The sequence below is a fragment of the Pseudomonas sp. FP1740 genome, from assembly GCF_030687165.1.
In the GTDB taxonomy this organism is placed as follows: Bacteria; Pseudomonadota; Gammaproteobacteria; order Pseudomonadales; family Pseudomonadaceae; genus Aquipseudomonas.
In genome coordinates this window covers 471744-494456 of record NZ_CP117461.1, presented here as the reverse complement: position 1 = coordinate 494456, position 22713 = coordinate 471744, and the positions used below count along the sequence as shown (strand labels likewise).

General features: G+C 60.2%; 12 protein-coding genes and 2 pseudogenes. 5 read left to right on the top strand and 9 right to left on the bottom strand.

Annotation, left to right across the window (positions count from 1 at the left end):
* Positions 1 to 51 precede the first annotated feature (51 nt).
* The 5 genes from PSH69_RS02180 to putP all read right to left on the bottom strand — a co-directional run bounded on the left by PSH69_RS02180 (position 52) and on the right by putP (position 9751).
* Positions 52 to 471 (bottom strand): hypothetical protein, encoded by a 420-nt coding sequence (locus PSH69_RS02180; RefSeq protein ID WP_305410906.1) that lies wholly within the window; start codon positions 469 to 471, stop codon positions 52 to 54.
* The gene (locus tag PSH69_RS02175; RefSeq protein ID WP_305410904.1) at positions 468 to 5267 is read right to left on the bottom strand and encodes an RHS repeat-associated core domain-containing protein; all 4800 of its coding nucleotides are present in this window, start codon (positions 5265 to 5267) and stop codon (positions 468 to 470) included. The genes PSH69_RS02180 and PSH69_RS02175 overlap by 4 nt, the downstream gene beginning before the upstream one ends.
* On the bottom strand, positions 5267 to 6004 hold the full coding sequence (locus tag PSH69_RS02170) for a DUF4123 domain-containing protein (protein ID WP_305410903.1): 738 nt from the start codon (positions 6002 to 6004) through the stop codon (positions 5267 to 5269). Before PSH69_RS02170 ends, PSH69_RS02175 begins: the two co-directional genes overlap by 1 nt.
* Entirely contained in the window at positions 5994 to 8012 is a 2019-nt protein-coding gene (locus PSH69_RS02165; RefSeq protein ID WP_305410902.1) for a type VI secretion system tip protein VgrG, read from the bottom strand. Before PSH69_RS02165 ends, PSH69_RS02170 begins: the two co-directional genes overlap by 11 nt.
* Positions 8013 to 8266: 254 nt before the next feature.
* On the bottom strand, positions 8267 to 9751 hold the full coding sequence (putP, locus tag PSH69_RS02160) for a sodium/proline symporter PutP (RefSeq protein WP_305410901.1): 1485 nt from the start codon (positions 9749 to 9751) through the stop codon (positions 8267 to 8269).
* Between the two features lie 461 nt (positions 9752 to 10212).
* Between putP and putA the strand changes: the two genes are divergently transcribed.
* Both putA and PSH69_RS02150 read left to right on the top strand, forming a co-directional pair.
* Positions 10213 to 14166, top strand: a complete 3954-nt coding sequence (gene putA, locus PSH69_RS02155) for a trifunctional transcriptional regulator/proline dehydrogenase/L-glutamate gamma-semialdehyde dehydrogenase (RefSeq protein WP_305410900.1) — start codon at positions 10213 to 10215, stop codon at positions 14164 to 14166.
* 146 nt (positions 14167 to 14312) lie between these two features.
* Positions 14313 to 16115, top strand: coding sequence for an acyl-CoA dehydrogenase (locus PSH69_RS02150; RefSeq protein ID WP_305410899.1), 1803 nt, complete (start codon positions 14313 to 14315; stop codon positions 16113 to 16115).
* 119 nt (positions 16116 to 16234) lie between these two features.
* Here the strand turns inward: PSH69_RS02150 and PSH69_RS30175 are convergent, their stop codons facing one another.
* The 4 genes and pseudogenes from PSH69_RS30175 to PSH69_RS02135 all read right to left on the bottom strand — a co-directional run bounded on the left by PSH69_RS30175 (position 16235) and on the right by PSH69_RS02135 (position 18802).
* On the bottom strand, positions 16235 to 16942 hold the full coding sequence (locus PSH69_RS30175; protein WP_370695249.1) for a methyl-accepting chemotaxis protein: 708 nt from the start codon (positions 16940 to 16942) through the stop codon (positions 16235 to 16237).
* 204 nt (positions 16943 to 17146) lie between these two features.
* Positions 17147 to 18010, bottom strand: a pseudogene (locus PSH69_RS30170) (cache domain-containing protein); the annotation flags it as partial.
* A 262-nt stretch (positions 18011 to 18272) separates the two neighbouring features.
* Positions 18273 to 18575, bottom strand: coding sequence for a cell division protein ZapA (locus PSH69_RS02140; RefSeq protein ID WP_007936757.1), 303 nt, complete (start codon positions 18573 to 18575; stop codon positions 18273 to 18275).
* The gene (locus PSH69_RS02135) at positions 18572 to 18802 is read right to left on the bottom strand and encodes a hypothetical protein (RefSeq protein ID WP_018928577.1); all 231 of its coding nucleotides are present in this window, start codon (positions 18800 to 18802) and stop codon (positions 18572 to 18574) included. Before PSH69_RS02135 ends, PSH69_RS02140 begins: the two co-directional genes overlap by 4 nt.
* 208 nt (positions 18803 to 19010) lie before the next feature.
* Here PSH69_RS02135 and PSH69_RS30165 point away from each other — a divergent pair.
* From PSH69_RS30165 to PSH69_RS02125, 3 genes and pseudogenes are all read left to right on the top strand, one after another.
* Positions 19011 to 19799, top strand: a pseudogene (locus PSH69_RS30165) (MCP four helix bundle domain-containing protein); the annotation flags it as partial.
* A 30-nt stretch (positions 19800 to 19829) separates the two neighbouring features.
* Entirely contained in the window at positions 19830 to 20702 is an 873-nt protein-coding gene (locus PSH69_RS30160; RefSeq protein WP_370695248.1) for a methyl-accepting chemotaxis protein, read from the top strand.
* Between the two features lie 242 nt (positions 20703 to 20944).
* A complete protein-coding gene (locus tag PSH69_RS02125; RefSeq protein WP_018928579.1) occupies positions 20945 to 22687 on the top strand; it encodes a potassium/proton antiporter in 1743 nt (580 codons plus the stop codon).
* Positions 22688 to 22713 lie beyond the last annotated feature (26 nt).

The following is a 22713-nucleotide window of genomic DNA, read 5'->3' as shown; positions in this document are numbered from 1 at the left end:
TTGAGAATCCCAACACTTGGGACTCCAGACTGACAGGCACCACCTTTTCCATCACCAGCTGGCCCGATCTTCAAGACTCGCTAAAAGAAGATCTTCCTTCCAGGTCTCCTGAGCCAAAAAGTAGACATCTTGAAGAAATCCACGGGGATCTTCCAATGCATACCACTCGCCACGCGGCCAACTGCCTGCATCTTCTTCATCTATATCAAACAAACTCTGAAAATCATAAGACGCATCGCTTAGCTTTTCCGCTAGAAAATCCAGCAGCACGAGCTTATGTCGATAGGACAGATAACCTAGATTCAAGCTGTATCTTTTGATCAGCTCCGCTCTGTCAAAGCGATCATTAGGATTAAATACTTCCAGTTCCGCACCCCGAGTTTCCTCGCGATCATAAACATCAAAGACGCCAATAAACCACATCAAATCGGGTTGAAATTCTTCATTTAAAAATGGATCTCGCAACATCATTTTCTCTCCGAAGGAAAAGCAGTAAAAGGCCGCAGCACATTATCCTTATCGAACTTAACTTCAAACCAATTCAGATCTTCATTTAGTGTTGGGTTACGAGCGTCTTTCTTGTTCGGTTTATAACCACGCCCGGTCCCAGGAAGCTCCATCCTTACGATCGGATATTTATTGTGGTCCTTCCCTGTATGCGGGCTCAAACCTAACGCTTCCCTTGTCATAGCTTTATTCAATGCCCCCAAATGCATACGCCAGTTTCTGAATTGAGAGCTCAAGTTCCCTCTGGCGCCTTTCGGAACCTCACCGGTATGAGGATCGGCCCCATTAACTGCTCGTTGATTGAGCGCTTGGTCAGATATTTCTGAGCTGTGTTTTTTGACTGTGTGCATGTCATATTTTGCTTCCATTTCTTCAACACGCCGCTTCGCATTTGCCTCAGCCAACTCATCAATCCGCGCCCTCCGCTGATCACCCGTCAGCTTTGGCAGCGCCGGCTCACCCTCATCAACCCTAGCGCCAGTCGTATCATCCGGCGCCCCACACCCAGACTTATTCGGTGGCGGACAATTCCCGCTCAACCCCAACGGATCAACCCACCCCGTCGGGTTCGGCGTGTATTGATACTGGTTCAGCCCACCCGCCAACTTGATCGGATCCGGTGTCAGATACCGACCAACCTCCGGATCATAGTACCGATGCCGGTTGTAGTGCAGACCGCTCTCGACGTCGAAGTACTGCCCCTGGAAACGCAGTGGCTGGTCAAGCTGCTCGCCTCCACCGAGTGCGAGGTCCGTGACTTTGCCGTAGGCGTTGTACTTCGCCGACCAGACGATCTCACCACCAAAATCGGTCAGTTCCAGCGGTGTACCCAGGTGGTCGAGCTGGTAGTAGAAGGGACAAGCCTTACGCGGGCCTTTGCCGTCGAGCATGGCCAGCGGGCGGAAGCTGCCGGGTTCGTAGATGTAGCTGCGGTAGTGCTCTTGGCTGCTTTCAGCGACGAGGTGGTCGCCCTGCCAGAAGAACTCGGTGGTTTTGCCGTCGATGGTTTTGGCGATGCGGCGGCCGAAGGCGTCGTAGCGATAACTCGCACAGCTTCCATCCGGCAATGTGACACCGACCAACCGATGCTGGCAGTCGTAACGGTATTCGGTGACCAGTTTCTGCCCGGTGCCACGGCGTTCGCGGATCAGGTTGCCGAAGGCGTCGTAGTCGTAATGACGGTCGCCTTGCATCAGCAGGCGATTGCCTTTGACGGTCGCCGGACCAGGACGATCCTGCATCAGCAAGTTGCCGGCCGGATCGTGGGCGAAGCTTTCCGGTGGGTCGTCGCGGGTGTGGCGGACGCGGGTCAGGCGATTGAGCGGGTCGTACTGGTAACTGCGCTGGCCGTGGCGGGTGTCGGCGATGCTGTCGAGATTGCCGTTGAGGCTGTAGGCATAGTCGCGGCGGTACAGGCTTTTTTGCTGTTGGCTGACGGCGTGGGCCTTTAGCCGGCCCTGGTCGTCGTAGGCATATTCGCTGAGCAGCAGGCCTTGCTGGCGCTGTACTTCTCGACCCGACTTGTACGTGTGATCTGTAAGCCGTGCGCCGTTGAGGTCGATGGCCGTCAGCGCGCCACCCTTGGCGTGGTGGTAGTCGAGCTTGCTGCCATCCGGCAGGCGCAGGCGGTTAAGTTGGCCGCAGGCGTCGTAGGCATAACGCAGCGTGCCCCAGCCCTGATGCTCGGTGATCAGCCGGTCCTGCTGGTCGTATTCGAATTCCAGCGGATGGTCGTGGCCGTCGTCGACGCTGACCAATCGGCCGAGGCTGTCGTAGCGGTATTGGACCTGGATGCCGTCGGGCAAGGTTTTGACTAACAGCCGCCCTTCCGCATCCCGCTCGTACCCGGTGATCAGCTGCGAGCCGCCATCGCCGAATTCGGTTTTCTCCAGCAAATGGCCGTTGAGGTCGTAAACGTACGCCGTGCGCCGTCCATCGAATCCGGTTTCCTGTCGGATCAATCCGCCGGGCGTGTAGTCCAGCCGATACTTTTCGCCGGATTCATTCTCGATTTCCGTGAGCAACAGCTGCGCGTTGTCGTAGCGATACTTCAGCTGGGTGCCGTCGGCATTGATCCGGCGGCTGACCAGGTGCAGATCGTCGACGTATTCGTAGCGGGTGACGCGGCCCAGTTCGTCGCGTTCGGCGGTGATCTTGCCGTAGGCGTTGTAGCTGAAGGCGCGAGTGGCACCGGTCGGCAACGTCGTCTGGGTCAGTCGGCCAACGGCGTCCCATTGGTACTGAGTGAGCGCACCGTGTTCGTCCTGACGAGTCGTCTGCCGTCCCAGCGCATCGTAGGAAAACGTTCGCTGCCCACCGTCCGGCAGTGTTTCCTCAAGCAACTGGCCCAAGGCATTCCAGACAAAGACATGGCGACTGGTGTCCGGGTAGCGGACCGATAGCAGCCGGCCTTGTTCGTCGTAGTGGTAATGGGTGACCTGGCCATCGGGATCGGTGGCTTCGGTGACGTCGCCCTGAGCATTGCGCCGGTATTTCCACACCGCCTTACCGCGATAGCGCGCATGCAGGAAACCGTTGCGATACTCGTAGGACGTCGGTTCGTCTTGCGGTGGAATCAGCGCCACCAACCGTCCGACGTCGTCATAACGGTATTCGGTGACGGCCCCCAACGGATCCTGCTCGGCGACCAACCTGCCCTGCTCGTCGTAGGCCTTGAGGTGTTCGCCACCATCCAGCTCGACCTTACGCACCAGCCGCGCTCGATCATCGTGGACGTAAACCTCTTCACTGCCGTCGATGTTCCGGACCGTGACGCTGCCCTGGTCATCCCAGACATAGCGCGTGTCCATCTGCGCAAACGACGCCCAGTGCCGCACGCAGCGCGCCGCCTTGCCGGACCTTTCCCACTCCCAGAAGAAACTTGCGCCACCGGCCAGTTGCCGCTGCAAAATTACGTGCTGGTCGTCGTAGTCGTAACGCTCGCTTTCGCCGGCGGCGTTACTCGCTTCGATCAGTTGATCGCGTTCGTCGTAGTGGTAACTGACCAGCGTCTGCTCGGTGTGCCACGCCTCGGCGAGGGTCTGGGCCGGGCGGAAACACTGATAATCGACGGCGATCAGGTGGGCTCGGTCGTAACGCAACAGCAAGGCACGACCGGCACCGTTGTCGAGGCGCTGGATGCGTTCCTGACGGTCGCGGGTGATGCGCAGGCGGTTGTCGTAGGCGTCGCTGATCGCCGTCAGTCGACCGTGGTGAAAGTGGTAGAAACGGGCGTGGTCGCCGGCCTGGGCGAGGATCAGTTCCTCGGGGTCATCACCGAGATAAATCGCCGCCCGCGACAGGCTGTTGTGGATCGCCGGGCGTTCGCTGCTCGGCAGCGGGAACGTGGTGCGGCGGTTTTCATGGTCGATCCAGATGACCTGGTCGCCGTCGATTTCCAGTCGATGGGCGAGCGAATGGCTCCAGCCAAAGCCGAGGCCGCAGTCGATCTCGGCGGCGCTGGTGCGATAGAGTCGGGTGAAGTCGAACGGCAGGATGCCGTCCAGCGAACCGTCGGTGAGGGTCAGCAGTTCTTCGCCAGTGACCATCGACACCGGGCAGCCGTTTTTGCAGGTAGACGGCACGCACGTGGCGCTGTCGCCGTTGGGGTTTTTCGCCTGATCCGGGGAGTCGTCGTGGTGTTCGTCTTTTTTCAGCGTGGTGTTGCGTTTGGCATCCCAGCGCAGTTGCATCCGGCCTTTTTTCAGACCCACTGCAATGCCACGGGCGGCGACTTTTTTGTAGCGGTCGACGTAGTTGATGAAGTTATTGATGATCGTGAAAATCGCCTTCACGAGACGCACAACGGCACTGAGCAACTGCGCGGCTCGATCAGCCAAACGCATCGTCAGATAGGCGATGCCGGCGCCCGCCCCGGCGAATGTCAGGACGAGGCCAATCAGGATGTCGATCAGCAACTGCACCACCACCATCGACACCGCTTCGGCGGTTTTGCCGGCGATTTCGCTCGGTGGCAGCATGTCCAGCCACAGGCTGGCGCAACGCACCAGCAGGCACAGCGCTGCTTCGTCACTGACTAGCAACTGCGCTTTTTCCATGACATCCGGCGCGGTTTTGGCGAGCTTTTCCAGCTCTGCGGCGCTTTCGCCCAACCGCTCTCCAAACTTCGCCGGATCCTTGAGAATGTCCGACAGCAGGCCGATGCTGTCCCACACGCCCTCGATCGCTGCCCAACTGCCCGCTAGCATTCCATTGCCTACAGCCACCGAAGACGATTGCGACCACTTCGGCTTGAACGTCTGCCATTCCTCACGCAGCCAGCTGTCGAGCTCCTTCGTCAGGCCATCGTAGGAAGAGAAAAGATCTTCAACGTGCTGCGGTGTGACTTCGTTGTGAATGTGAATACGGTAGAACTTGCCGGGTGTACCGGTGAACTGTCCCTTACCGTGTTCATCGAGCGTGACCGGCGTCGATTCCCCGCCCTCAACCGCAATCACATCGACCTGAATGTTCCCCACGGGAATGTCATAAACCGATTCGAACTTGCTCTCGATTTCGAGCTTTCCGCCTTTCGGGCACTGCACGACGGTGGAGAGAAAGTCGTCGTCGCCACTGCTCACTACGGTGCTGGTATTGCCGAATCTGATGATCCGTTCCATGCCCATCAGCGACGGCAGATCCACCACATGGCTGGCCTTGTCGGCGGCCTGGTTGAACCAGTGCTTTAGTTGTTCACGGTAGAGGGACAGGGTGTCTGGAAAACTGTCGAGCTCCTGCTCGATGCGCACAATCTGATCCATCAGTTCAGCTCCGCCATCAGGTAATCCACCAACGCTTGTTTCGGTGCATGGGGCAGGTCCGGCGCCTCAAGAAAACTCGCGACCTTGTGCCGCAAAACACTTTCGGAAAACGCTGCGAACAGGTCTGGACGGTCCTCGCTCAACCACTTCAGCAGGTTGTTGATATGCGTTGTCGCGGACTCGGTGGCGAGGTGGTTGAGCAGCGATTCAGATACTTCCCACCAGGGGAAAACCCTGGCGCTCTTCAGCGCGCTGCCACCGATATCCAGCGGTTGGCCATTGATCAGGCAACGCCCGATCACCGGCATCAGTTGCGCAGCGTTAACCTCGGCAGATTGCAGAATCGGCAGCACATAGCGCCCATCCCAATAGCGGAAAAACACCGCGTTGCCGTTGGGCATCAGAACGTGTGTGAGGCTGCGCAAATGCTCGACCAACGCCTCTTGAGTGGCGCAAGACACCGCCAGCCAACCCCAATCGCGGGACTCAGTGACGGCGACCCAATCCAGAAACTCACTGTCAGCGGCGACGATTCCGACATAGGGCATCACCGCTTCCCACTCGGCGTAGGCAGTGCTGGCCCAGATCGGGCTTGGCGCTTGTGCGGTGATCGAGCGTTGCCAGGTTTTGAACGGTTCAGCGGCACTGGCGCTGCTGAAAATCGCGAACAGTTGCTCCGACGGTTGCAGTGGCTGGCGCTCCAGCCAGGCGCGAGGCGACAAAACATCAGGCAGCACAGACACCGCCCTTGCAGCGCTCACACTCTTCGCAGAACGGCGCGTCGCTTTGCAGGCTGAGAATCTGCGCGGCACTGAGCAGCGCCGCCGGGGCTGCTGCGAGTGTCAACGGCACATCTGGAAAGCTCGGCGCAGAGGCCATGGCCGCCATCGGACCACCACCGACCTGAATCGGTACGCTGCTGAAAATCCCGCCGGGGCCGATGTTGATCCACTGCCCGCCCGCCTGAATGGTCGCGCTGGCGCCGCCGTCGATGACCACTTGCTGGCCGGCGCTGACGTGGAATTGCTGACTGGCATTGAGGGCCTGATTGCTCACGCGAATGTGCCGGTCGCCGACCACCACCAGGTGATCGTCCAACCGTACTTCGGTCTGGCGCTGGCCGTGGGTGATGCGTTTTTCGTCAGCCTTCAGCTCATGGCGGGCAGTGCCGGTGACGACGATGCTGCGCTGGTTATCAACCTGCACCTGTTGATCGTTGAGGACGTGCTGAGTCCAGTTGCGCTGGGCGCGCAGGTAGATTTCCTCGGCGCCTTTGCGATCCTCGATGCGCAATTCGTTGTAACCGCCGCCACCGGGACTGCTTTGGCTGCGGAAAATGCTGCGGGTCTTGTCCGCCGGCAGATCGAGGGGCACAGGCGTCGCGGCGTTGGGCAGGCAGCCCATCACCAGCGGTTTGTCGGCATCGGCATCGATAAACCCCACCAACACTTCCATGCCGACGCGGGGAATCAGCACGCTGCCATAACGGTCATGGGCCCAGCCGGAAGCGACGCGCAGCCAGCAACTGGAGTGCTCGTTGAGCTGCCCGTCACGGTCCCAGGCAAGCTGAACCTTGACCCGGCCGTACTCGTCGCAATGGATTTCGCTGTCCGTCGGGCCGGTGATCACACCCGGTTGATAACCGAGCATCCGTGGCTTTTCCGGCCCCAGCGGCGGGCGAAAGGAAACGTCCCACGGCGTCGCCAGAAAGGTATTGCGATAGCCCTGGAAATCATCCGGGCTGTCGCTGGTGGCTGACTCCTCCAGTACCTGAGGTTGACGGCCACGGTGTTCAATTTCGGTGATCAACCACAGGTCATTCCACGCCTGACGCGGGTGTTCGGTCAGGTGTAGGAAATGCCCGCTGACCAAAGCGGTTTCATCGCCGCGACCTTCGGCCTGACGGTAATCCGCGCCGTGCCGCTCCAGCACTCGCTGAGTCAGATGCTTGCCATGTTCACGATCAGTGAACTGGCCGGGGAAGTGGTAGTCCTCCAGCACCGGTCGCTGCTCGCTGTCGAGGCGGCTCTCGAGTTGCAATCGCGGTTTCTGGAAGTCGTAGTCGCGACGGGTGACTGCGGTGGTGCGGGTTTCCAGCCGTACATTGAAACGCTTGATCGCCGGTGCATCCGCAGCCATCCCGCTGCCCGGCAGGTACAGCGTCGGCTCGGGCAGACGGGGAAAAACCGTCTGATCATCGCCAAACACCAACAGGTGCCCGTCGGGGTTGTGCTGGAAGTGGTAGTGAATACCGACCTCGGCACACAGGCGCTGGATGAACGCCAGATCGCTTTCAGCGTATTGCACGCAGTACTCGCGCTGGGGGTAATCGCTACCGAGCCGGAACTCGAAGGCGTCGCGCTGGATGCCGTGGTCCTTGAGGATTTGCGTGACGATCGTCGGCACACTTTTGCGCTGGAAGATCCGCTGATTGATACGCCGGTCAAGATACGCCAGACGCGGTACGAGACTGATCTGGTACCCCGTCAGACGATGCCCGGAATCGCTTTGGCCGACGCGAAAAACCTGACCATGAATACCGGAACCTTGCGCATCGAAACTCAGAAACGCCTGACGATGCAGCAGGCTTTCGAGCTCTATGTCGGGTCGCTCGCTGACCAGTTCCAGGTCAAAACGGTAGGGTTGGCTGATGGCTTCCTTGCCCGTGAACTCAAGCACCTTGAGCTCATTCTGGACGCCGTCGAGGGTCAACGTGAAACGCGGTTGATTGGCAGGCGCGAACATCCGATGTGTCTCTGCAGAATGAAGGCGGGCGATTCTGCATGAGCGACAAGGGGTGTTGATGGAGGGACAAGGAAATCAGATTTACCCTGCTTTTTTAGGGATTTTTCCTTCAAAAAACTGGATAAAGCACTACAGACATTCCTGTCAGAAGCACCACCGAACAAATGTGGGAGCGCAAAAAAAACGGCCCGCCTCCAAAAGGAAGCGGGCCGCTTTCATGTTCGGCAAAAGGTCAGAGCATTAGCTCATCCCCCTCACTGGTTCAGGCGGAAATCCTTTTCGGCCGCGGCGAAGCGCGAAAGCATGCCGCTGGTCGGTGCGCCCATTTTGCTGACGATGTAGATCGCCAGGCTGGCGAAGATGAAACCAGGGATGATTTCGTACAGGCCCAGCAGCTCGAAGTGTTTCCAGACGATCACAGTGATCGCGCCGACCAGGATGCCGGCCAGTGCGCCGTTACGGGTCATGTTTTTCCAGATCACGGAGATCAGGACAACTGGACCGAACGCAGCACCGAAACCTGCCCAGGCGTAGCTGACCAGACCCAGTACGCGGTTATTCGGGTTAGCCGCCAGAGCGATAGCGATCAGGGCTACCAGCAGCACCATGGCGCGGCCGACCCAGACCAATTCAACCTGGGAAGCGGTTTTACGCAGGAAGGTTTTGTAGAAGTCTTCGGTCAGGGCGCTCGAGCACACCAGCAGTTGGCAGCTCAGGGTACTCATCACCGCCGCCAGAATGGCCGACAGCAACACACCGGCAACCCACGGGTTGAACAGGATTTTCGCCAGTTCGATGAACACACGCTCGTGGTTTTCGCTCACCGGCATGGCCACGGCGGGGTTTGCCGAGAAGTAAGCAATGCCGAAGAAACCTACAGCGACGGTGCCGCCCAGGCACAGGATCATCCAGGTCATGGAGATGCGACGGGCGTTGGCGATCGACTTGACCGAATCCGCCGCCATGAAACGCGCCAGGATGTGCGGCTGGCCGAAGTAGCCCAGGCCCCAGCCCATCAGCGAAATCACGCCGATGAAGGTGGTGTTTTTCAGCATGTCGAAGTTGCTTGGGTCTTGCGCTTCGATGGCCAGGAACGTGGTGTCGATGCCGCCAGTGGCCAATAGCACGATGATCGGCGTCAGCAACAGGGCGAAGATCATCAACGTGGCTTGTACGGTGTCGGTCCAGCTCACTGCCAGGAAACCACCGACGAAGGTGTAGGCAATGGTCGCTGCGGCACCGGCCCACAGCGCTGTCTCGTAGGACATGCCGAAGGTGCTTTCGAACAGACGGGCGCCGGCCACGATGCCGGAAGCGCAGTAGATGGTGAAGAACACCAGGATCACGACCGCGGAGATGATCCGCAGCAGGCCGCTTTTATCTTCGAAACGGCTGGAGAAGTAGTCCGGCAGGGTCAGCGCATCGCCGTTGTGCTCGGTCTGCACGCGCAGACGACCGGCGACGAACAGCCAGTTCAGGTAAGCACCGATGATCAGACCGATGGCGATCCAGCTTTCGGAAAGACCGGACATGTAGATAGCGCCCGGCAGGCCCATCAACAACCAGCCGCTCATGTCGGAAGCGCCGGCAGAGAGTGCGGTCACGACGCTGCCCAGGCTACGGCCGCCCAGAATGTAGTCAGAAAGGTTGTTGGTGGAGCGATAGGCCATGAAGCCGATCAGCACCATTGCTGCGATGTAGATCACGAACGTGATCAGGGTTGGATTGCTTACGCTCATTGAGTTACGCCCTGGCATTGTTTTTATGTAGCGGCGGCTGGTGAACCGCTTGCAAACGACGACGTTTGACAGACGATTCGGGGGCCCGCGCATTTATGACTGATGTTTCCCCAGGAAAGCCATCAGCCGGTGCACCGATCTTTTTGACCCGGTTGCACCTTGGCCGCGAATGCTATTCAACAAAGCAAATAAGGTGCAACCAGTTTCGTGCGAATAAGTTGCACCTAGTCGGATATTCTCGAAATGAGTCGGTTTTTGCTCCTTTTTAGGGCGTTTTTCTGGTTGCGCTAGAAGCAAAAGCACCAAGCAGGCGCGGGATGGATGTACCAGAATTTATTTCCTGACGAGCTGCTTATTATTCCGACAAAAAAGGGTTGCACCCGGTTGCACCTCGACCAGAGCACGGCTAATCTTGCCGCCAGCTGATGCCACGCAGTCGTGGCAAACATGAGGATAAAAATATGGCTACCACCACCCTTGGGGTCAAACTTGACGACCCGACCCGCGAACGCCTCAAGGCCGCCGCGACCTCGATTGATCGCACGCCGCACTGGCTGATCAAGCAGGCAATTTTCAATTACCTGGAAAAACTCGAGGGTGGTGCAACCCTGTCCGAGCTGAATGGTTTGAACGGCAAGGAAGTTGACGAGGCCGGCGAGGTCCACGTCGATCACGCACACCAGTGCTTCCTGGAATTCGCCGAAAGCATCCTGCCGCAATCGGTACTGCGCGCTTCGATCACCGCCGCCTACCGTCGCCCGGAACCCGAAGTGGTGCCGATGCTGATCGAGCAGGCGCGCCTGCCGGCACCGATGGCCGAGGCCACCAACAAGCTCGCCGCCTCGATTGCCGAGAAACTGCGCAATCAGAAGAGCGCCGGCGGCCGTGCCGGGATTGTTCAGGGCCTGTTGCAGGAATTTTCCCTGTCGTCCCAGGAAGGCGTGGCGCTGATGTGCCTGGCCGAAGCGCTGCTGCGCATCCCGGACAAAGGCACCCGCGACGCACTGATCCGCGACAAGATCAGCACCGGCAACTGGCAGCCGCACCTGGGCAACAGCCCGTCGCTATTCGTCAACGCCGCCACCTGGGGCTTGCTGCTGACCGGCAAACTGGTCGCCACCCACAACGAAGCCGGCCTGACCTCGTCCCTGAGCCGCATCATCGGCAAGAGCGGCGAGCCGATGATCCGCAAGGGCGTCGACATGGCCATGCGCCTGATGGGCGAGCAGTTCGTCACCGGCGAAACCATCGCCGAAGCCCTGGCCAACGCCAGCAAGTTCGAAGCCAAAGGCTTCCGCTATTCCTACGACATGCTGGGTGAAGCCGCCCTCACCGAACATGACGCCCAGAAGTACCTGGCCTCGTACGAACAAGCCATCCATGCGATCGGCAAAGCCTCCCACGGTCGTGGGATTTATGAAGGCCCGGGCATTTCGATCAAGCTGTCCGCCCTGCACCCGCGTTACAGCCGCGCCCAGTACGAGCGCGTGATGGACGAGCTGTACCCGCGCCTGCTGTCGCTGACCCTGCTGGCCAAGCAATACGATATCGGCCTGAACATCGACGCCGAAGAAGCCGACCGCCTCGAGTTGTCGCTGGATCTGCTGGAGCGCCTGTGCTTCGAGCCGCAACTGACCGGCTGGAACGGTATCGGTTTCGTGATCCAGGCTTACCAAAAGCGCTGCCCTTACGTGATCGACTACGTGATCGACCTAGCTCGCCGCAGCCGTCATCGCCTGATGATTCGCCTGGTGAAAGGCGCGTACTGGGACAGCGAAATCAAACGCGCCCAAGTCGAAGGCCTGGAAGGCTATCCGGTCTACACCCGCAAGGTGTACACCGACGTTTCCTACATCGCCTGCGCGCGCAAACTGCTGTCGGTGCCGGAAGTCATCTACCCGCAATTCGCCACGCACAACGCCCACACCCTGTCGGCCATTTACCACATCGCTGGCCAGAACTATTACCCCGGTCAGTACGAGTTCCAGTGCCTGCATGGCATGGGTGAACCGCTGTACGAACAGGTTGTAGGCAAAGTGTCCGAAGGCAAGCTGAACCGTCCGTGCCGCGTGTACGCTCCGGTCGGCACCCACGAAACCCTGCTGGCGTATCTGGTGCGTCGTCTGCTGGAAAACGGCGCGAACACCTCATTCGTTAACCGCATTGCCGACCAGTCGATCTCGATTCAGGAACTGGTGGCCGATCCGGTGGCCAGCATCGAGCAGATGGCGACGCTGGAAGGCGGCTTCGGTCTGCCGCACCCGCGCATCCCGCTGCCACGTGACCTGTACGGTGCCGAGCGCGCCAACTCCAGCGGCATCGACATGGCCAACGAACATCGTTTGGCATCCCTGTCGTGCGCCCTGCTCGCCACCGCTCACAACAACTGGAAAGCCGCGCCGATGCTCGGTTGCGCCTCCAGCACTGAAAGCCCTGCGCCAGTCCTGAACCCGTCCGATCTGCGTGACGTGGTGGGCCATGTGCAGGAAGCCACCGTCGAAGACGTCGACAACGCGATCCAGTGCGCCTTGAATGCTGCGCCGATCTGGCAGGCCACGCCGCCGGCCGAACGCGCCGCGATTCTGGAACGTGCCGCCGATTTGATGGAAGGCGAGATCCAGCCGCTGATGGGCCTGTTGGCTCGCGAAGCCGGCAAGACGTTCGCCAACGCCATCGCCGAAGTGCGTGAAGCGGTGGACTTCCTGCGTTATTACGCGGTGCAGGCGCGCAACGATTTCACCAACGACGCCCACCGCCCGTTGGGCCCAGTGGTGTGCATCAGCCCGTGGAACTTCCCGCTGGCAATCTTCAGCGGCCAAGTGGCTGCTGCTTTGGCCGCCGGTAACCCGGTGCTGGCCAAGCCTGCCGAACAAACCCCGCTGGTCGCCGCTCAAGCCGTGCGCCTGCTGCTCGAAGCCGGGATTCCGGAAGGCGTGCTGCAACTGCTGCCGGGCCGTGGAGAAACCGTCGGTGCCCGCCTGGTCGGCGACGATCGGGTCAAAGGCGTGATGTTCACCGGCTCCACCGAAGTCGCGCGCCTGCTGCAACGCAACATCGCCGGTCGCCTGGATGCCCAGGGCCGTCCGATCCCACTGATCGCCGAAACCGGCGGCCAGAATGCGATGATCGTCGACTCCTCGGCACTGACCGAACAAGTCGTCATCGACGTGGTGTCGTCGGCGTTCGACAGCGCCGGTCAACGCTGCTCGGCGCTACGGGTGCTGTGCTTGCAGGAAGATTCCGCTGATCGTGTCATCGAAATGCTCAAGGGCGCCATGGCGGAATGCCGTCTCGGTAACCCGGAGCGTCTGTCCGTGGACATTGGCCCGGTGATCGACGCCGAAGCCAAGGCCGGCATCGAGAAGCACATCCAGGCCATGCGCGACAAAGGTCGCAACGTGTACCAGGTGGCGATCGCCAACAGTGAAGAAGTCAAACGCGGCACCTTCGTCATGCCGACCCTGATTGAGCTGGAAAGCTTCGACGAACTGCAACGGGAGATCTTCGGCCCGGTGCTGCACGTGGTGCGCTACAAGCGCAAAGACATCGACCAACTGATCGGCCAGATCAACGCATCCGGCTACGGCCTGACCCTCGGCGTGCACACTCGCATCGACGAGACCATCGCCAAGGTGATCGATAACGTCAACGCCGGTAACGTCTACGTCAACCGCAACATCGTCGGTGCCGTGGTCGGCGTGCAACCGTTCGGCGGCGAAGGCCTGTCGGGCACAGGTCCGAAAGCCGGTGGTCCGCTGTACCTGTACCGCTTGCTGTCGACACGTCCTACCAATGCGATCGAACAATCCTTCGCTCGCGGCGACGCCATCGCCGCACCGGACGTACGTTTGCGTGACGCCATGAGCAAACCGCTGACCGCGCTGCAAGCCTGGGCCGACAGCAACAAGCTCACGGACCTGAGCGCCCTGTGCGTGCAGTTCGCGGCGCAATCGCAAAGCGGGATCACCCGCGTGCTGGCCGGCCCGACCGGCGAGCGCAACAGCTACGCCATCCTCCCGCGCGAACACGTACTGTGCCTGGCGGACGTCGAAGGCGATCTGCTGACTCAACTGGCGGCGGTATTGGCCGTCGGCGGCTCGGCGGTGTGGCCGGACGCGGAACCGGGCAAGGCCTTGTTCACACGTCTGCCGAAAGAAGTGCAGGCACGGATCAAGCGGGTGGCCGACTGGACCAAGGACGAAGTGGTGGTTGATGCAGTTCTGCATCATGGCCATTCCGATCAGCTGCGCGCGGTGTGCCAGCAAGTGGCCAAGCGGGCGGGGGCGATTGTCGGGGTTCATGGTTTGTCCCAGGGTGAAACCAACATTGCGCTGGAGCGCCTGGTGATCGAACGGGCGTTGAGCGTAAACACCGCCGCGGCGGGTGGTAATGCCAGCTTGATGACTATCGGTTAAACCGTAATAAAGCCGGGCGCCTGCAACGGGCGCCCGGTTTTTTTTGAAGCAGGATCTTTTGCTTCTCCATCACCAAGATCAATCATCCTGTTCAGCCTCTATTCCCACGCCTAGACTCGGTCCATCCCAATTAAAGGTAGGCCGCCATGTCCGAGACGTTGCTCAGTTCCCGCAATCTGGCTTTCGAGCTGTACGAAGTCCTTGATGCCGAGGGCCTGACCCAACGTGAGCGTTTCGCCGAGCACAATCGCGAGACCTTTGATGCCGCCATCGGCACCGCCCGCAACATCGCCGAGAAGTTCTTCGCCCCGCACAACCGCAAGGGCGATGAGAACGAGCCGCGCTATGAGGACGGTCAGGCGATTCTGATTCCGGAAGTGAAACCGGCGGTGGATGCCTTCCTCGAAGCCGGTTTCCTCAACGCCGCGCGTAGTTTCGATGCCGGCGGCATGCAACTTCCTACGCTGCTGTCCCAGGCTTGCTTCGCGCACTTTCAATCGGCCAACGCGGCGTCGACCTCCTACCCGTTCCTGACCATGGGCGCGGCCAACCTGATTGAAAGCTTCGGCACCGATGAGCAGAAGCAGCGTTTTCTGCAGCCGATGATCGACGGTCGCTTCTTCGGCACCATGGCGCTGACCGAGCCCCACGCCGGCTCGTCACTGTCGGATATTCGTACCCGCGCCGAGCCGGCGTCCGACGGTACCTATCGACTCAAGGGCAACAAGATCTTCATCTCCGGCGGTGACCACCCGCTGTCGGAAAACATCGTGCACATGGTGTTGGCCAAGTTGCCGGACGCGCCGGCCGGGGTGAAGGGGATCTCGCTGTTTATCGTGCCCAAGTTTTTGGTCAACGATGACGGCAGTCTCGGCAAGCGCAACGATGTGCTGCTGGCCGGGCTGTTCCACAAGATGGGCTGGCGCGGCACCACCTCCACTGCGCTGAACTTCGGCGATAACGGCGAGTGTGTCGGTTATCTGGTGGGCAAGCCGCATCATGGCTTGAGCTACATGTTCCAGATGATGAACGAAGCGCGGATCGGCGTCGGCATGGGCGCGGTGATGCTGGGTTACGCCGGGTATCTGTATTCCCTCGAATACGCCCGCGAGCGTCCGCAAGGTCGGGTGCCGGACAGCAAGGATCCGACCACCGCACCGGTGGCAATCATTCAGCACGCCGACGTCAAACGCATGCTGCTGACCCAGAAAGCCTACGTCGAAGGCGCGTTCGACCTGGGGTTGTACGCCGCGCGGCTGTTCGACGACACCACGACGCTTGAAAGCGAAGCCGAGCGCAAGCAGGCCCACGAGCTATTGGATCTGCTGACGCCGATCGTCAAATCCTGGCCGTCGGAGTTTTGCCTGAAGGCCAACGAACTGGCGATCCAGATACTCGGCGGTCACGGCTACACCCGCGAGTATCCGGTGGAGCAGTATTACCGCGACAACCGCCTGAACCCGATCCATGAAGGCACCCACGGCATTCAGTCGCTGGACTTGCTGGGGCGCAAACTGGCGCAGAACGGTGGCGCGGGGCTCAAGCAACTGATCCGCCTGATCGCCGACACCGCTGAGCGGGCGCAGACGCATGAGTCGCTGACTCCATTGCGTGAGCCGCTGGAAAAACTGGTGGCTCGCCTGCAAACCGTGACCATCGGCCTGCTGACCGATCTGGCCCAGGGCAAGGTCAACAGCAGCCTGGCGAACTCGGCGCTGTACCTGAAAGTGTTCGGTCATACGGTGATCGGCTGGCGCTGGCTGGAACAGGCGATTCGTGCCGAGGAAGGGTTGGCCAAGGGTAATGCGGCGGATGTGAGCTTCTATAAAGGCAAGCTACAGGCGGCGCGGTATTTCCTGACGTGGGAAGTGCCGGGTTGCCACCATGAACTGGCGATTCTTGAGGCACGGGATGATGTGTGTCTGAGCATGCAGGATGAGTGGTTCTGACCCCCTCACACTGATCGTTCCCACGCTCCGCGTGGGCATGCCTCAGGGGACGCTCCGCGTTCCAATGGGACGCGGAGCGTCCCGGGCTGCATTCCCACGCGGAGCGTGGGAACGATCGGTTAGGTGAGTTTGAAACTGCCCATCTGCCGCGCCAGATCATCGGCCAACCGCTGCAACGTCTGACAGTCTTCACGACAAGCCCTGACCTCACCCGCCGTCGCCCGCGCCAAATCGGAAATCCCCTGCACGTTGCGGTTGATCTCTTCCGTCACCGCCGATTGCTCTTCCGTCGCCGTCGCCACCTGATGGTTCATGTCGCTGATGTGCTCGACCTGCCCGGTAATCGCCGTCAACGACGCCCCGGTGCGCTGGCTTGACTCAACCCCCGTGCCGGTCGCCGCTTGCCCGGCGTGCATAGAAGACACTGCATGCTCCGCGCCCTGCTTGAGGCTGCCGATCATCTGCTGAATTTCGTCGGTGGACGACTGCGTCCGTCGCGCCAGGGTCCGCACTTCATCGGCCACCACCGCAAAGCCGCGGCCCATGTCCCCGGCCCGCGCCGCTTCGATGGCGGCGTTGAGCGCGAGCAAATTGGTCTGCTCGGAAATCCCGCGAATCACCGCCAGCACTTGATCGATGGACGCCACCTGTTGGGCCAACTCACCCACCGCTCCGGCGGCGACGCCAATTTCGTCAGACATACTTTCTATATGCCGAATCGACCCACCCACCACTTCCCGCGCCTGCAGCGCTTCATCTCGCGCGGTTTGCGAAGCGACCGCCGCATTGCCGGCGTTCTGGGCGATTTCCTGCACGGTCAGCCCCATCTCATGAACGGCAGTGGCAACCATGTCGGTCATTTCCTGCTGACGTCCGGAACGCTCGGCGGTGTTGTCCACCACCCGCGCCACCTGGCCGACCGCCGCGCGTAAACGCTCACTGGTGGCCAGCACTTCGCCGATCATCTCGCGCTGACTTTCCAGGAACCGATTAAAGCCGCGAGCCAGGTCACCCAGCTCATCGGCGCGGCTGGAATCTAACCGGTGGGTCAAATCTCCACCACCGCTACCGATGGCAACCAACGCTGCTGTTACCTGACGAATCGGTCGCACCAATCCACGAGCCAGCAACACCACCAATAAAAGACAAACCAACGCCACCGCCAGACCAATGCCGCCGCTCATCCACATCGCCCGGCGAGCTTCGGCGTAGATCTGCGACTGCGGCACTTCGGCCACCAGGGTCCAGCCCAGATCACGCAGCGGCAGGCTCAAGGCCAGAAACTCTTCGCCATCGCGGGCAAAACTGCTGCTGCCAGACGCGGTGGAGGTCATCACCGCTTGCGCCGCCGAGGCGCCGATCTGTTCGACCAGCGTACGTTTGCCGCTGAACTGCGCCTCGGGATGAACCTGGATCAAACCGTCGGAGCGCACAAGATAGACCTTGCCGCGCTCCCCAAAGTTGAAGTTGTGGATCAGCTCCGACAGTTCTTTCATGCTCAGGCCCAGCCCGGCCACGCCCACGACTTTGCCGGCCTGCTCGACTTTGAGGTCGATGAACAGCGCCAACTCGCCGGTGGCAGTGTCATGGTCGATATTGAGGGTGCGCGATTGATTACTGTCGAGGAACGAATAGAACCAGGCGTCATTGGGATTGGAGCGGCCGAGTGTGCGGTCCAGGCCTTTTTCGGTGAAGTAATGGTTTGAAGCGACACCGATGATCAGCGCGGTAAAGGCTTTGTGCTCAGCGCGGATGCCTTCCAGGTAACTGACGAAAGCAGCGGTCTGGGCAGTGTTTTCGCCTCCGGCCAACCAGTCGCGCACCATGCTGTTACTGGCGATGTCCTTGGCGGCGGTGAGGGGTTGAACGAGGATGCGCTCGATGTCGTTGCGCATCGCTTCGATGCTCGACGGTAACGCCTGCTCGACCAGATAGCGCTGGGCGAGGCGGTTGACCACGAGGGTATAAATGCCAACCACGATCAGAATACTGACCAGCAGGGCGGTGCCCATGCTCAGGATCAACTGCCATTGAATACTGCGTCGCCAGAACTGCATGGAGCACCCCCAAAGAATAAGAGGCTGAAACACTGCAACAGCCATGCCGATTGTATACAACTAAATCGACAATTTATTCTTTGGTTGTGCGCAAAGCCGCTCAGGCCTGGTTGATCGTCTTGGCGATCACTTCAACCGTGGCGCTGACTTGCTCTTGGTAACGGTCGAGTTCCTGCTGGTGACGCTTTTGCATTTCGATCTGCTGCGAACACAGATTCATCGCCGCCAGCACCAGCAAGCGGTCACCGATCAGCGCCGGGTATTTCTTTTTGGTCTCGGCCAAAGCGGCCTTCAACATTAGAGCGGCGTCCAGCAGGGTCTGCTCTTCCCCGGCCGGCGCCTTGATTGAATAGTCTTCACCCAGAATCGAGACGACTTTTACCCCTGCGGCGCCGTAACTCATGCGCTGACAGGGCCGGCGCTGACGCGCTCAACCAAGGCCTGAATGCGTGCAACGGTGGCGCCTTGTTTCTCTTCCTGTTCCATCAGGCTCAATTGCAGGCTTTCGTTTTCATCCTTGACCTGGGCCAGCTCCGCACTCAGGGATTGATTGGTGCCCAGCAGCGCCTGGTTCTGTTGCACCAGGTCGCTGACCAGTTGTTCCAATTGGCTTAGGGTTGCTTCTAACATTTTGATTTCCGGGCATTTTCAAAGGGCGCGTACGATAAAGAAAAGTCACTGTGGAAGCCAGGGGTATGCAGGCGCAAGGCCTTGATTTTCCTGGCGGTCGACCTTCCTCGCGAACTTTAAAGACTGCGATTGACGGCTCTGGTTCCTGCACTTCGTCGTCGCGGCCCTTCTGCGACAAATACGCGCAGCGACTCAAGACTTTAGTCGCATGACCGATAAGTCATCCATACAACAGTCTCAGCCTCGCACGGAGGCGCTTTTTTCGGTGAACACCATGTCCCTAAGAAATATGAATATCGCACCGCGGGCGTTCCTCGGTTTCACCCTGATTGGCGCCATGATGCTGATCCTGGGTGTGTTCGCCCTGAACCAGATGAGCAAGATTCGCGGCGCCGTCGAGGAGATCACCTCAAACAGCGTACCGAGCATTAAAAGCCTCGACGAATTCACTCAGTTGACCCTGCGCCTGCGTGTGCTGGCCTATCGTCTGCTCGTGAATCGTGAGCCGGACGTCCAACAGAAAACCATCGAGCTGCTGGAAACCCGAAACCAGCAGATCCGAGCGGCTCAGGCCGGCTACGAAAAACTGATCGCCAGCCCGCAGGAGCGTGCAGCCTATGATCAATATGTGCAGTTGCTGGGGCAGTACCGCCAGATCGAAGACCGGATGAAAAGTCTGTCGCGCAGCAATCAGATCGACGAACAGCGCACACTGGTCAATACCGATTTGCTGAACAACTCTGAAGCCATGAACACCGTGCTCAACCGCTTGCTGGAGATCAACACCCAGCAGACCATCGACACCAACCAGCAAGCCGCCGACCAGTACTCCTCGGCGTTCAACCTGGTGGTGACCCTGCTGGTCATCGCCACTGGCCTGACCCTGCTGTTCGCCTGGCTGCTGACCAACAGCATCACCAAGCCGATCGCCAACGCCCTGAGCGCCGCCGAAGAAATCGCCGAAGGCAACCTGACGCGCCCGATCACGGTCGACGGTGCAGACGAAGCCGGTCGCCTATTGGCCGCCATGGAGAAGATGCAGGACAAACTGCGCGACACCCTGCAACGGATTTCCGGTTCGGCCACGCAACTGGCATCCGCCGCGGAAGAACTGAACAGTGTCACCGACGAAAGCGCCCGCGGCCTGACCCAGCAGAACAACGAAATCGAACAGGCCGCCACCGCCGTCAACGAAATGACCAGCGCCGTGGAAGAAGTCGCGCGCAATGCCGTGAGCACTTCCGAAGCCTCGAAAAACGCCACCACTTCGGCGGGCGACGGTCGTGACCTGGTACAGGAGACCGTCAGCGCCATCGAACGCATGAGCGCCGATGTGCAGAGCACCGCCACCCTGATCGGCGATCTGGCCAACGAGTCGCGAGACATCGGCAAAGTGCTGGACGTGATTCGCGGCCTGGCCGACCAGACCAACCTGCTGGCGCTGAACGCAGCCATCGAAGCGGCCCGTGCCGGTGAAGCCGGTCGTGGTTTTGCGGTGGTTGCCGATGAAGTGCGGGCCCTGGCCCATCGCACCCAGCAGTCGACCAGCGAAATCGAACGCATGATCGGCAGCATCCAGAGCGGCACCGAACACGCCGTGGATTCGATGCGCAACAGCACCGAGCGCGCCGAGTCGACCTTGAACATTGCGCGCGGTGCCGGCCTGTCGCTGGACACCATCAACAGCGCCATCGTCGAAATCAACGAGCGCAACCTGGTGATCGCCAGCGCGGCCGAAGAGCAGGCGCAAGTGGCCCGTGAAGTGGACCGCAATCTGGTGAACATTCGTGATCTGTCGGTGCAATCGGCCACCGGCGCTAACCAGACGAGTGCGGCCAGCAACGAACTGTCGCGCCTGGCGCTGGACCTGAACAACATGGTTGGGCGGTTTAGCCTGTAACCTGCAACCGATCGTTCCCACGCTCGCGTGGGAATGCCTCAATGGACGCTCCGCGTCCGCAGTTGGGACGCAGAGCGTCCCGGGTTGCATTCCCACGCAGAGCGTGGGAACGATCATCGACGTGACTGACTTTTGATCTGCAAAAGCTTTTTGACAGCATCACATTTCAACAGGTTAGAATCGCTGGCACGCGGACTGCATGGTCAGTTTGCGCCCGCCTTTACGCTTCCGGAGTACTGCCTTTGAATGCGACGACCATCAACAGCCTGTTCTTGATCGGCGCGTTGCTGGTAGGTGCGAGCATTCTGGTGAGCTCACTTTCATCGCGCCTCGGGATCCCGATTCTGGTGATCATCCTCGCGGTGGGCATGTCGGCCGGTGTCGACGGCGCCGGCATTATTTTCGATAACTACCCCACGGCTTATCTGGTCGGCAACCTCGCTCTGGCAGTGATCCTGCTCGACGGCGGCTTGCGCACCCGGGTGGCGAGTTTTCGCGTGGCGTTATGGCCGGCGCTGTCGCTGGCCACGGTCGGGGTGTTGATCACCACCGGGCTGACCGGGATGGCGGCGGCGTGGTTGTTCGACCTGAACCTGATTCAAGGCCTGCTGATCGGCGCCATCGTCGGTTCCACCGATGCCGCGGCCGTGTTCTCGCTGCTCGGTGGTAAAGGCTTGAACGAGCGGGTGACCGCGAGCCTGGAGATCGAATCCGGCAGCAACGACCCGATGGCAGTGTTTCTCACCGTCACCCTGATCGACATGCTCGCCAGCGGCCAGACCGGCCTGCACTGGAGCCTGCTCGGGCACTTGCTGCGTGAGTTCGGTATTGGCGGCGTCATCGGCCTCGGCGGCGGTTGGCTGATGCTGCAACTGGTCAACCGCATCCACCTGGCCACCGGCCTTTATCCAATTCTGGTGATTGCCGGCGGCCTGGTGGTGTTCGCCCTGACCAACGCCCTGCACGGCAGCGGCTTTTTGGCGGTGTACCTGTGCGGCCTGGTGATCGGCAACCGCCCGGTACGCAGCCGTCACGGCATTTTGCATATGCTCGACGGCATGGCCTGGCTGGCCCAGATCGGCATGTTCCTGGTGCTGGGGCTGCTGGTCACGCCCCATGACCTGCTGCCGATCGCTTTGCCGGCGCTGGGCCTGGCGCTGTGGATGATTCTGTTTGCCCGCCCGCTGTCGGTGCTGGCTGGCCTGCTGCCTTTCAAGGCGTTCCATGGACGCGAGAAGGCATTCATTTCCTGGGTTGGCCTGCGCGGTGCCGTACCGATCATTCTGGCGGTGTTCCCGCTGATGGCGGGCCTGCCCAACGCTCAGCTGTATTTCAATCTGGCGTTCTTTATCGTGCTGGTGTCGCTGTTGGTGCAGGGCACAAGCCTGCCGTGGGTCGCCAAGCTTTTGAAAGTGACCGTCCCGCCGGAGCCCCTGCCGATCTCCCGATCGGCGCTGGAAGTGCATGTCACCAGCGAGTGGGAACTGTTCGTGTATCGCCTCGGTGCCGAGAAATGGTGTATCGGTTCACCCCTTCGCGAGCTGAAAATGCCCGAAGGCACACGTATCGCAGCCCTGTTTCGTGGCCAGCAACTGCTCCATCCGTCGGGTAGTACGGTGCTCGAAGTCGATGATTTGCTCTGCGTGATCGGCCATGAACACAACCTTCCGGCCCTCGGAAAACTCTTCAGTCAGGCACCGCAACGGGGGCTGGATTTGCGCTTCTTCGGCGACTTCGTACTCGAAGGAGACGCCCAGCTGGGCGCGGTTGCTGCCCTGTACGGATTGAAAGTCGAGGGCATCGATCCGAACATGTCCCTGGGCCACTTCATTGCCCAGAAAGTGGGCGGCGCTCCAGTCGTCGGTGACCAGGTGGAGTGGAACAACACCCTCTGGACCGTCGCGGTCATGGAAGGGAACAAGATTGGGAAAGTGGGCGTCAGATTCCCCGAAGGAAGTCGCCCCGGCCCCGGCCTGTTCCTCTAAACTCCACACTTCGTCTCGTTTTCGAT